At 57.9% G+C, this 9,138-nt stretch carries 19 protein-coding genes; 12 read left to right on the top strand and 7 right to left on the bottom strand.

Annotated elements, in window-relative coordinates:
• Nucleotides 1-226: 226 nt before the first annotated feature.
• From QA644_RS10855 to QA644_RS10840, 4 genes are read right to left on the bottom strand one after another with little or no spacing between them, the layout of a single operon-like run.
• The gene (locus QA644_RS10855) at nucleotides 227-463 is read right to left on the bottom strand and encodes a hypothetical protein (RefSeq protein WP_239598273.1); all 237 of its coding nucleotides are present in this window, start codon (nucleotides 461-463) and stop codon (nucleotides 227-229) included.
• Nucleotides 460-864: an HNH endonuclease signature motif containing protein gene (locus tag QA644_RS10850; RefSeq protein ID WP_283072318.1), complete on the bottom strand. Its 405-nt coding sequence runs from the start codon at nucleotides 862-864 to the stop codon at nucleotides 460-462. The genes QA644_RS10855 and QA644_RS10850 overlap by 4 nt, the downstream gene beginning before the upstream one ends.
• 3 nt (nucleotides 865-867) lie before the next feature.
• Nucleotides 868-1,074, bottom strand: coding sequence for a hypothetical protein (locus QA644_RS10845; RefSeq protein ID WP_239598275.1), 207 nt, complete (start codon nucleotides 1,072-1,074; stop codon nucleotides 868-870).
• A complete protein-coding gene (locus QA644_RS10840) occupies nucleotides 1,071-1,460 on the bottom strand; it encodes a hypothetical protein (RefSeq protein ID WP_283072317.1) in 390 nt (129 codons plus the stop codon). Before QA644_RS10840 ends, QA644_RS10845 begins: the two co-directional genes overlap by 4 nt.
• Nucleotides 1,461-1,654: 194 nt before the next feature.
• Between QA644_RS10840 and QA644_RS10835 the strand changes: the two genes are divergently transcribed.
• Both QA644_RS10835 and QA644_RS10830 read left to right on the top strand, forming a co-directional pair.
• On the top strand, nucleotides 1,655-2,533 hold the full coding sequence (locus tag QA644_RS10835; protein ID WP_349254116.1) for a DnaB-like helicase C-terminal domain-containing protein: 879 nt from the start codon (nucleotides 1,655-1,657) through the stop codon (nucleotides 2,531-2,533).
• Nucleotides 2,533-3,210: a hypothetical protein gene (locus QA644_RS10830; protein ID WP_239598277.1), complete on the top strand. Its 678-nt coding sequence runs from the start codon at nucleotides 2,533-2,535 to the stop codon at nucleotides 3,208-3,210. The genes QA644_RS10835 and QA644_RS10830 overlap by 1 nt, the downstream gene beginning before the upstream one ends.
• Nucleotides 3,211-3,590: 380 nt before the next feature.
• Here QA644_RS10830 and QA644_RS10825 read toward each other — a convergent pair whose 3' ends face one another.
• Nucleotides 3,591-3,851, bottom strand: a complete 261-nt coding sequence (locus QA644_RS10825; protein ID WP_283072316.1) for a DUF982 domain-containing protein — start codon at nucleotides 3,849-3,851, stop codon at nucleotides 3,591-3,593.
• A 104-nt stretch (nucleotides 3,852-3,955) separates the two neighbouring features.
• Here QA644_RS10825 and QA644_RS10820 point away from each other — a divergent pair, with 104 nt between their 5' ends.
• From QA644_RS10820 to QA644_RS10785, 8 genes are all read left to right on the top strand, one after another.
• Nucleotides 3,956-4,258 carry a hypothetical protein gene (locus tag QA644_RS10820; protein ID WP_283072315.1) on the top strand — a complete coding sequence of 101 codons (303 nt, stop codon included), beginning with the start codon at nucleotides 3,956-3,958 and terminating at the stop codon, nucleotides 4,256-4,258.
• Nucleotides 4,255-4,722: a helix-turn-helix domain-containing protein gene (locus QA644_RS10815; protein ID WP_283072314.1), complete on the top strand. Its 468-nt coding sequence runs from the start codon at nucleotides 4,255-4,257 to the stop codon at nucleotides 4,720-4,722. Before QA644_RS10820 ends, QA644_RS10815 begins: the two co-directional genes overlap by 4 nt.
• Nucleotides 4,719-5,138 carry a hypothetical protein gene (locus QA644_RS10810; RefSeq protein ID WP_283072313.1) on the top strand — a complete coding sequence of 140 codons (420 nt, stop codon included), beginning with the start codon at nucleotides 4,719-4,721 and terminating at the stop codon, nucleotides 5,136-5,138. The genes QA644_RS10815 and QA644_RS10810 overlap by 4 nt, the downstream gene beginning before the upstream one ends.
• Nucleotides 5,110-5,271 (top strand): hypothetical protein, encoded by a 162-nt coding sequence (locus tag QA644_RS10805; protein ID WP_283072312.1) that lies wholly within the window; start codon nucleotides 5,110-5,112, stop codon nucleotides 5,269-5,271. Before QA644_RS10810 ends, QA644_RS10805 begins: the two co-directional genes overlap by 29 nt.
• An 81-nt stretch (nucleotides 5,272-5,352) precedes the next feature.
• Nucleotides 5,353-5,775, top strand: coding sequence for a hypothetical protein (locus QA644_RS10800; protein WP_283072311.1), 423 nt, complete (start codon nucleotides 5,353-5,355; stop codon nucleotides 5,773-5,775).
• 72 nt (nucleotides 5,776-5,847) lie between these two features.
• On the top strand, nucleotides 5,848-6,864 hold the full coding sequence (locus QA644_RS10795) for a DUF2806 domain-containing protein (RefSeq protein ID WP_283072310.1): 1,017 nt from the start codon (nucleotides 5,848-5,850) through the stop codon (nucleotides 6,862-6,864).
• Nucleotides 6,865-7,275: 411 nt separating this feature from the next.
• Complete coding sequence (locus QA644_RS10790; protein ID WP_283072309.1) at nucleotides 7,276-7,488, top strand: hypothetical protein; 213 nt, start codon at nucleotides 7,276-7,278, stop codon at nucleotides 7,486-7,488.
• A gap of 24 nt (nucleotides 7,489-7,512) precedes the next feature.
• Nucleotides 7,513-7,803 (top strand): hypothetical protein, encoded by a 291-nt coding sequence (locus tag QA644_RS10785; protein WP_283072308.1) that lies wholly within the window; start codon nucleotides 7,513-7,515, stop codon nucleotides 7,801-7,803.
• 5 nt (nucleotides 7,804-7,808) lie between these two features.
• Here QA644_RS10785 and QA644_RS10780 read toward each other — a convergent pair whose 3' ends face one another.
• A complete protein-coding gene (locus tag QA644_RS10780; RefSeq protein WP_283072307.1) occupies nucleotides 7,809-8,165 on the bottom strand; it encodes a hypothetical protein in 357 nt (118 codons plus the stop codon).
• A gap of 260 nt (nucleotides 8,166-8,425) precedes the next feature.
• Here QA644_RS10780 and QA644_RS10775 point away from each other — a divergent pair, with 260 nt between their 5' ends.
• The gene (locus QA644_RS10775) at nucleotides 8,426-8,554 is read left to right on the top strand and encodes a hypothetical protein (protein ID WP_283072466.1); all 129 of its coding nucleotides are present in this window, start codon (nucleotides 8,426-8,428) and stop codon (nucleotides 8,552-8,554) included.
• A gap of 29 nt (nucleotides 8,555-8,583) precedes the next feature.
• Entirely contained in the window at nucleotides 8,584-8,787 is a 204-nt protein-coding gene (locus tag QA644_RS10770; RefSeq protein ID WP_349254114.1) for a hypothetical protein, read from the top strand.
• A 118-nt stretch (nucleotides 8,788-8,905) separates the two neighbouring features.
• Here the strand turns inward: QA644_RS10770 and QA644_RS10765 are convergent, their stop codons facing one another.
• Nucleotides 8,906-9,118 (bottom strand): hypothetical protein, encoded by a 213-nt coding sequence (locus QA644_RS10765; protein ID WP_283072306.1) that lies wholly within the window; start codon nucleotides 9,116-9,118, stop codon nucleotides 8,906-8,908.
• Between the last annotated feature and the right edge of the window lie 20 nt (nucleotides 9,119-9,138).

Below are 9,138 nucleotides of genomic sequence, written 5' to 3'. Positions count from 1 at the left end.
ATTCCAGAACCAGCATCGGCCGCTCCGATGTTCATCGCGCGGTCCAGATCGTCGCGATACCAGAACTTCCGCCGTGTCGTGTCAATAACCCGTGGCTGTGGATATGTCGTACCGACGCGCTAGAGGAAGTCCTCGACGTGCCTTTCGCCGCAATAGGCTGCAGCGATTTCCGCAAGCATCCGGGGAGGCCAACTCCCGGCCGGGATCATGGATTGGCGGCGCACGGTCATTTTCCACCTCTCTTCTCCGGCATCACGAAAAGCTCGATCCGCCCGGCATCCACCGCATCCGCCAGTGCGCGAAGCCCGTTCGGCGTGATGCAAGCGAAGCTGTCGCCGTCTTTCCCCATGGTTTTCATGAGGCCGAGAGCGCACAGGCGCCGGCTCACATTGTCGAGAACGACGAGCGCGCTTGTGGTGCCGACGGTGCGGAGCAATTCGAGTTGGCGGGTTCCGAGTTTCATGGCTGCTGCTCTTCATAGAGGCGGCGTGGCGGCAGGCTCTGCTTCGCCTGGCGCGTGGCGGATTTCTCGGTTCTCGGAAAGCCGGGAGACTTGATCTTGCCGGTCGGACGGATGACGCCGCTGCTCTTATCGCGCTGACGATCTGACTTGCGGATCTGCTGGATATCGCCACGGGTTTTGATCTTGTGGCACTGGACGCAGATAGCGCGGCAATTCTCGAGGCTGTTGTCGCCTCCGAGCTGATCCGGCACGTCGTGATCGTACTGGACGCCGAGCGAGAGCGAGCAGTTGCAGCGCTGGCCTTCCTGAAGTCCGTAGCGTGGGCCTGAGGCTTCGCATTTCAGGCTGGAGCGTTTCAGGGCGTCTTGCTTCGTCTTGCGAGTGAATTCTGCTCTGGCCATGGCTCATTCCATCATCTGGCGTTTGCAAGGCCCGTCGCACCACAACCGGATATGGTTCTTGCGACCGGCGAGGCGGGCGTGAAGCATCCCGTCGCACTTCGGGCATTTGACGCGAGCCGACGTGACGCCCTTTTTGAGCATCTGCTGCTTCATCTTCATGCCGTCGGTGATCGTCGACAGAATCGCTTCTTTGTCGAAGGAAAGGCTCATGCCGCCCTCGCGATCTGGTCGATGTTGCCGTGGTGAACGGTATAGGCGTAGGCGACCACCCACGGGTTCTTCGCAGCCGCGCCAGCGCCGTTGATGTGATTCCAGAGGGCGAAATAGCTTTCGCGAGGATCGCCGTTCCAAGTGGACGCTATGCCGGCGATGCCATAGGTCGGGGTGACCCATTCCAGACCTTCGGCTATTGCATCTTCACGGCTGATGTCCTGAAGACGCTCGATCTTCACGGCTTTGACAATGAGGGTAAGGCGCGACATCCAGCGCGGCATATGCATTGCCCGCTTCGGCTTGGTCCGATCGCCGTAGTCAGGACTGCCATCAGCCCAGTACCAGATATCGCAGCCAACTGGCCATGTCGATGGCGGGTTCACCTTTGGCTTGAATTGCGATGGGCCGCTGTATTCTTCGCGGACCCAGAGGCGATCGCCGACCGAGAACCACGGCTTTTGATGAGGAAGAAGATACTCGTGCCATTCCCGGCTTGCAGTGACAACGGCATCGCAGCCGTGTTGCTTAGCCTTCCTATCTCTCCGCCTTCCAAGCCTCATCAAAGCGTGACGGCGTCATCGGGGTTCCGATCGCGCTTCCGGAGATCGCCAAGGTTCTTTCGGAGCCGGTATTCGAGGCCGGGAATCTCTACGGCCTGCTGTCGTCTTCGGGCGAGGGAAAATCGTCCCTCACGATGCAGCTCATCTACCACGCCGTTCGGGAAGGCCATCCGGTTCTTTTCCTCTCCTATGACCAGTCATCCGCCCAATGCGTCCGGCAGATGATCGCCCAGGTTCACGGCATCGATGTTCGCCAGCAGCGCGATCCGGCCCGCATGATGACGCAGAAGGAACAAGACGATTGCGTCCGGTTCGCCACGTGGCTGGATCAGCAGCCGCTAGAAATCATCCGCTGCCAGCGGGAAGGGGTGGGGCAGCTTACCGCCTACGCCCGCCGGTTCATGAAGAAGCGCGGAAACGGCAAGACGCCGTTCATCGTGATTGATCACATCGGCAAGGTGAAGCCGCGCGACCCGAAGCTGTCGCCGGACCGCATTTCTGGCGAAGTGACGGTAGAGCTCAAGTCTCTGGCTGACGAGGCGCATGCTTCTGTCCTCATCCTGAACCAACGCAACGGCGGCGGAAGCAGACGAGACAATCCCAGGCCCATCTCTGCCGACCTGTACGGCGGGGAAGGGGCCAGAGCCGATTACGACGCTGTCGTCACGCTCTATAGGCCCGAGAAATACAAGAAGGAGCGCGAGGACGTCGCCGCCAAGCCGTCCGATTGGGCAACCATCAATCGCGTCTTCGGGTCTGAAATCGAAGGGATTGCGGAGATTGCCGCCATCAAGGTCCGCTTCGGTGATCCGACCATCCGCGAGCGGCTGAAATTCGAAGCCCGCTACACCCGATACGTCTCCATGCAGCCCGAACGTCCAGCGGAGTTGTTCTAATGCAGCTTCCTCTTCGCCTTGATACTGAGCGCAGTGCCACCCGATCGCTTCGCGTGCTCGTTGCCTGCGAGTTCTCTGGCACTGTCCGGAACGCCTTCCTCGATCGCGGTCACGACGCATGGTCATGTGATCTTCTGCCGGCTGAGGACGGGAGCAACCGGCATATTCGCGGTGATGCCCGTGACTACTTGAACGATGGCTGGGACATGCTCATGGTGGCTCACCCACCATGCACGCGGCTTTGCAATAGTGGCGTTCGCTGGCTCTCGGTCCCGCCGACCGGCCGCACGGTTGATGACATGTGGGCTGAGCTGGACGAGGGCGCCGCGCTGTTCTCGGCATTCTGGAATGCGCCGATCGATCGCGTCTGCATCGAAAACCCGGTGATGCACAAGCACGCCAAGGAGCGCATCGAGAACTACGAGGAGTTCGCCCAGAGCGTCCAGCCATGGCAGTTCGGCCATCCCGAGGTCAAGCGAACTTGCTTCTGGCTTCGGAACCTTCCGACGCTTGAACCGACAAACATCGTCGGCGGCCGGCAAGCCCGTGTCCACAGGATGCCGCCCGGCCCTGATCGGTGGAGAGAGCGCTCACGCTTCTTTCCGGGCATCGCGGCAGCCATGGCCGATCAATGGGGCGACTACGCCACCCAGCAGTTTCTTCAGGAGGCAGCATGAACGAATTTCAAATCGGAGCTCAGCCCGTCGCCGGCGGCTTCAACTCACTGGCCAGAGGATCATATGCCGACGAGTATATTGGCCTCCCTACAAGCGGCAATGAAGGCAGCTCGGACCTCCTCAGCCGTTGTATGTCCATCGAAGCAGCTTTGGGAGGCATCGAGGGCTCTCTCGTAGGCTTCACCAGGACTGAAGGGCCAAATATCGACCAAGAAAGTTCTTGCGTCGGACGGCGTGCGGATGGGGTGGGTCGTTGCGAGCAACCGGACGAAAACAGGTTTACTCCATGCGGTTTGAAACATCGCGCTCCTCTTTTTGACGCCTTGAACGGAGAAGCCGCTAGTTTCGTTCCAAGCATTGGCGAGGGCGCGAACGCGCAACTAAGCCAGCATTTTTGCATCCGCGGCAGCGTTTACAAAAGCCTGTCTCGCGAGTTCGAGACTCCCATGCTTGTACACGGCAGCCAAACACAATTGCCTCGCCTGTGCGTAAAGCTCGCACCGCTTTTCGGGCCAACGGTGTTTCAAGCATTCCAATGCAGCATCCGGCCCAGAGATCTCCTGTCGGATGCCATTCCCGACGCGCACATGGACCGGCGCACTCCAAGTGACCCCGAAATCAACCCTGATGAGTTCAGCCATCTGAATTCCCCGGTTTTTACGGCGTCGAACCTTCCTGGAGGGGCAAATGTTCCATGGAGGATCGGCGCCAATGTCGCTTTTGGTTTAAATGAAGGATTAGACGCATGACCAACTGTTTCGCAGCAGGAGCAATGAAGCGCGGCCACGGCTGGATCGCCTATTATCGCCGTGTGCATGACGCCCAGAACCGCGTCCTTCGCGACGGCAAGCACGACATCATCTTCGCGACAGAAGCCGAAGCCCTGAAGGCCGCGAATGCCGAGTTCCTGAAATACCTCAACAGCCCGATCACCGGCATCTCCTCCATGGGCGGTAGCAAAAAGAGTGTGGCGAAGAAGGCGGCTGATCGTCTGTTCAAGAAGGGCGGGGGCACGATCGAGGTAGAGCGCAGGAGGATCGAGGCATGATCCACGCCGTCAAACAATACGCCTCCGAACAGGAGATCGTCGCCAGCTACAGCGCCGTGCGGCAGAGGCTTTACGGCCGATCGAACGTCGTCAATCTCTTCAAGCCGAAGCAGCCGGAACCTGTCGCACCGATTCCGCTCACCTATTGGGAGCGCCACAAGACTTATTTCGACAGCCATGTTCATGCCTACCGCCGGTGGAAGGAAGAGACTGGCCAGCCGTTGAAGCTCTACATCAAGCGCCGATGCAGGGAATTCGGCTTCTCCTATCGCGAGATGGTCAGCAGTTGCCGCCGGGAAGATTTAACCGAGTGCCGCCAGCTGCTGATGTACGAGATCAAGACCTTCGTTAAGCCGGATATCTCCTATCCGGTGCTCGGGAAGCTCTTCAATCGCGAGCACAAGACCGCCTGGCATGCCGTTAACAAGATGACGGAACGCTTCGAGAGGGCGGCTGGCATATGAGCAAAGGAAAGCTAGACGCACTGCTCGACGGTCTCGGCATCAAGTTGGTGCCGGTCTATCGACGCCGTGCGGCCGCGCAAAGCCATGCTCGGGGAACGATGCATGAGATCCGCAACCAGTACGGCGACGGACATCTCGTCTTCGTCCTGCGTTGCATCAAGCAGACAAAGAACAATCGCGACGAGCTTTGGAGCGAGACGATCGGGGCAATCTCCGATATCCTCATACAGCGTCAAGATTGGGCGCTGGAGCGTCCCTCAGACGTTCTCGAAGCCTTCGACACCATTCCCCTCGGTATCTTGCGTGGAAAGGCCGTCGCGCGCCGTCCATGGCCGGTACGGGCAACCCTCAGAACATACATCTACGATCGATTGGAGAGCATTCTCGATGAACCAGAACACCGCCTTGCGGTTTGAAGACCTGACGGAAGACGCGGCACAGATCGCCGACGCCAGCCTGATCGTGCGGGCGAGGTTCGTCGAAGCCGCCGACACGCTTCTCCATATCGATGTCCGAGGGCTTCGTCCGGCATCCCTGCGGGCCTTCTAGCCGGAGCATGTGCTTGATTACAAGGAGGTGAGGCTCCGGTACAAACCGACCTCATCGGCGATATCCAGGGCAGAGGAAGTCATGTACGGTTGGCTTCTCGACCATGTGAAGGATGAAGACCGGCGCGTCCTTCTCGGCAAGTGGTCTTTGTGCCTTGCAGCCCCGCATATCGGCGGATCATTCCGGGATTTCTGCAAGGAAACCGGACGAATTCGTAGGACAGCCGAACGTCACCTTCAAAGTGAGTTCCAACGTATTTCCAGCGCTATAATTAAATTTCCTGAATCGTTACAAGAGCCTGACTGGTCCAGAGTGTCGCCAATGATGCCAAATTCGGCTATCGATTTGGATAAGGTTGGAACACCTGTTGCCAAGCACGACCTGCACTGGCTGCCGGGTGATGCAAAGCCCTTCCATGATGCTGATAGCCCGGAACTCGCGGCACTTATCAAGCGGTTGGAGAAGGCGAACCGCAAGCGGGCGAGAAGTCGGCAAGCAGTCTAGAATTTTGGCTTGGATTGCCGTTGCAGAGAATCGATTTAAGGCCGATCTTCACGCTACCAAGTGGGGAGATCCATGCCCGAAGACCATCTCAGTAGCGAAACGTCATTATCCGTGGAAATTACGTCCACCGGCATAAAAGCATCGGCAAAAAGCCGTGCAATCGCCGCGGTCGAACGCCTCTTGGGCAACGTCGCCGATTTGGGTAACGCCTGGATCGAGGGTGCTACAACCCGTAAGCGGGCAAAAAATGAGGGCGAGCGGCAATTGATTGAAGCCGCTGCCAAATATGGCGTTGAACGAATGGGATATGACGAGGAGCTCGCTAAGCGAGCCTTTGAGAACCATTTCAAGAAAGTAGCCCAGGCCCAGGTGAACAAAGACGCCGTGGCTCATGCGGCAATTCAAGACCTTCGTCGCCACAACCCAACGGACGAGGAGACCAATTCTGGTCCAGACGAAGTAAGCGAAGAGTTTATGGCGCGCTTCGAAGGATACGCCGAAGGGGCGACCACCGAGCAGCTTAGAGAGCGATGGGGTAGGATCCTTGCGGGCGAAATAAGAAAACCTGGTACGTTTAGCCCGAAGGTGATGCGCACAACAGACGAACTCGACGCCGCGACCGCGGAGCTTTTCGAAGAACTGGTGCCGTTCAGGCTGGTTGATTGCATTGTTAAATGCATCATGCCGCGAGAACTTGATTTCGAGCAGAGCCTGAGACTTGTAAGTGCAGGTCTGTTGGTTGAACCGGGGCTAGCAGGCCACCAGCGGTTATTTGCATCTGGCCAGTCCAATACGGGGCAAAAAAAAGTTTGGATTCATACGTTTGGTAAATTTGCCGTCGGCTTCGCACAGGATACCAAAGCTGATTTCGATCAGAAGATTCTTGTGGACAATGATGGAAAGCCATCTACGCCAGTCTACGTGCTTACGGATGTGGGCCGCGCGTTGTCCTCAATATTGCCCTCGAACGAAGAGAACGCAGGTTTCGAATATGCAAAGAAACTTGCATCTGTGCTGCCTCAAGGAAGCGTGATGACATGGCTGGTTTTGCCCGACGGATCTTTGCGCCCTTCGCCAATAAAATTCTAATCGGATTTTCCCATGCCCGTCACCTTAACCGGCGGCGGGTTTTTTACCTTAGGCTCGGCCTGGTGGGACGACAGTGGGATTAATTGTCAGCAGTCGCACGACCTCCGCAGCCAGCTCCGTCACATCGTAGACAATCGACGCTCCGTGGGCGCTTGTTGCCGTCGTGACGATCTGCGTTCGATCAGGTAGCGCAACCAAAGACACCACATGATCCGGGTTCAGAAAGACAGGCATCGCTGCCTGCCCAACCAACGTCAATTGCACAAGCCTCACGGTCTCTCTCCGGTCAAGAGCGGTTTTGCCCAATAAACGCAACACCCTCAACTTGAGTTCAAGCGATCGAGAGAGAGCCCGTCGCCAGTTTGACCAATCCGCGTCCGGCGGTTCCCGGGCATAACAAGGAGAAGACGCATGAGCGTACGAGCAAAGTTTATGTGCAGCGGCAAGGAAGGAACGACGGTATTCTTTCACACCGTCTATTCCGAAGACATCCAGTCCGAAGACGGACGCTTCACGAAGGCAACGCCTTGGGGCGAATTGCGGATGACGGTCGACAATCCGAACGCTGCAATCCAGTTCGATCCGGGGAAGATGTACTACCTCGACTTCACGCCGGCTGAATGACCTCACCAGTAAAAAGGAAACAGAATGCGCAGCTTCCGAAGTATGATCTTCGCCGGCCTGGCAATGATTGCCTGCGCCACGATCACGATGCCTGCCGCCGCCTCGGTCCCCATCGACCTCGGCATCAATGCTCCGCCGTCGGCCCTGCATGATCATCAGTCGGCCGCCGTCACCGACGTCGCCAAGCGTGGTCAGACGTTACGGGGCAGATGCCGCGGCGTCAGGGCCATGGTCGATGCAGCCAACCAGAAACCCGAGATCGCCAGAGTGCAGATCGCACATGCATGCGGCACCTGCCAGGTTCGGGTCGCGTAGTCGCATTAGCTGCTGTCAGGCGGGGCAAAGAAACAGTTCACGTCGTCTTCCGTGGGATGCAGGCAGATATGATATCGCCCGTCGCCGGATGGTATCTCATCGCCATAGGGGATGAAGAACAGATGTGGTCTTGTGGCGAGGTGGTGGTCACCCGCATGCAAAAGGACAGAAAACCCGCGCGCGCTTCGAATTATGTCCGGAGCGGGGATGGCTGCGCAATCTCCACCTAGTTCGTGAGCCTTGCAGCATGCCGGAGGATAGGTCCAGCCGGTCTTCGCTTGGTGAGCGTCGGTACGAACTACCCCGACGGAGATCGCCGCAAGTGTGATCAGGGAAACGGTTGATAGGGTGGCGAAGGTCATTGTGCACCTCCTAGGAGGCAGCCCTTCGAGAAACGCCGAGAGGTTGCTTATCGTCTAACGCATTTCATTTACTTTTGAGACGGTCACATTCGTGTGATGACGGGAAGGCGAGCATCCAAGCTACCAAAAGCGAGGTGGCTTTGGGCGTTAGATTGGCGCGGCTGCGTCCCAGAGCGAGCTATAGGCATCGACCTTCAACGCCGCGGTCTCTGGGGCCTGATCCTGGCGGCGCTGGTCGTCTTTACGATGAGGATCCGTACATGCTGATCGAAACCGTCCTCACGCTCGCCCTCATGCTCCTCGCGATGCATTGGCTCTGCGATTACCCGCTGCAGGGCAGTTTCTCTCAGATGCAAAACAATCAGGCCCGCTCCGCGTTTATCACCTGATCGCACATTCCGGCATCCAAGGCGCCGGAGTGGCGCTGGTCACGGCAAACGTCTGGCTGGGGCTTCTGGAATGGCTGATCCACGCGATCATCGACGAGGCGAAGGTGAGAGGCAAGACGACGTTCGTCCAGGACCAAGCCCTGCATATCGCCTGCAAGATCGTCTGGCTCGCTTACCTCGTCCTGTCCGCAACGTATCAGCATGGGTCGTCTATATCGCTCTGGTGGCGATGATGTTCGCACTGTCATCCATCTCGGCATGGTGGCCGAGATGAGCGGGATGGTCGAACGCGGCACGCTGCTAGTGATGTGCCTCTGTGCAATCGCCGCGCTGATATGGATGTTCTGGTAATCAATCAAAGCGAACCATGACGCAACCTTTTCCGGCTGCGGCAATGCGAATTAGGTCATCCGTTGATTTTGATCCTGGAACCCAGATAGGAGCGCCTCGGGCCGAGGCAGCAGAAGCTATCCTGATGAGGTCATCCGTTGACTTTGCCCCTGTCGTTAAATCGAGACCGCCACCTGCCGCAGCAATTCGAATGCAATCATCTGTAGACTTCATCTCTTCCTCCCAAGGTTAGC

Source organism: Rhizobium sp. CC1099 (genome assembly GCF_029714385.1).
GTDB lineage: Bacteria > Pseudomonadota > Alphaproteobacteria > Rhizobiales > Rhizobiaceae > Rhizobium.
Note: the sequence above shows the minus strand (reverse complement) of the source record. Positions and strands in the feature narration are given on the sequence as shown.

Coding starts and splice junctions, on each gene's coding strand:
- QA644_RS10825 (WP_283072316.1), bottom strand. CDS start 3,851: ATGGCTGAACTCATCAGGGTTGATTTCGGGGTCACTTGGAGTGCGCCG.
- QA644_RS10815 (WP_283072314.1), top strand. CDS start 4,255: ATGATCCACGCCGTCAAACAATACGCCTCCGAACAGGAGATCGTCGCC.
- QA644_RS10855 (WP_239598273.1), bottom strand. CDS start 463: ATGAAACTCGGAACCCGCCAACTCGAATTGCTCCGCACCGTCGGCACC.
- QA644_RS10790 (WP_283072309.1), top strand. CDS start 7,276: ATGAGCGTACGAGCAAAGTTTATGTGCAGCGGCAAGGAAGGAACGACG.
- QA644_RS10785 (WP_283072308.1), top strand. CDS start 7,513: ATGCGCAGCTTCCGAAGTATGATCTTCGCCGGCCTGGCAATGATTGCC.
- QA644_RS10845 (WP_239598275.1), bottom strand. CDS start 1,074: ATGAGCCTTTCCTTCGACAAAGAAGCGATTCTGTCGACGATCACCGAC.
- QA644_RS10780 (WP_283072307.1), bottom strand. CDS start 8,165: ATGACCTTCGCCACCCTATCAACCGTTTCCCTGATCACACTTGCGGCG.
- QA644_RS10850 (WP_283072318.1), bottom strand. CDS start 864: ATGGCCAGAGCAGAATTCACTCGCAAGACGAAGCAAGACGCCCTGAAA.
- QA644_RS10810 (WP_283072313.1), top strand. CDS start 4,719: ATGAGCAAAGGAAAGCTAGACGCACTGCTCGACGGTCTCGGCATCAAG.
- QA644_RS10800 (WP_283072311.1), top strand. CDS start 5,353: ATGTACGGTTGGCTTCTCGACCATGTGAAGGATGAAGACCGGCGCGTC.
- QA644_RS10765 (WP_283072306.1), bottom strand. CDS start 9,118: ATGAAGTCTACAGATGATTGCATTCGAATTGCTGCGGCAGGTGGCGGT.
- QA644_RS10775 (WP_283072466.1), top strand. CDS start 8,426: ATGCTGATCGAAACCGTCCTCACGCTCGCCCTCATGCTCCTCGCGATG.
- QA644_RS10795 (WP_283072310.1), top strand. CDS start 5,848: ATGCCCGAAGACCATCTCAGTAGCGAAACGTCATTATCCGTGGAAATT.
- QA644_RS10820 (WP_283072315.1), top strand. CDS start 3,956: ATGACCAACTGTTTCGCAGCAGGAGCAATGAAGCGCGGCCACGGCTGG.
- QA644_RS10830 (WP_239598277.1), top strand. CDS start 2,533: ATGCAGCTTCCTCTTCGCCTTGATACTGAGCGCAGTGCCACCCGATCG.
- QA644_RS10805 (WP_283072312.1), top strand. CDS start 5,110: ATGAACCAGAACACCGCCTTGCGGTTTGAAGACCTGACGGAAGACGCG.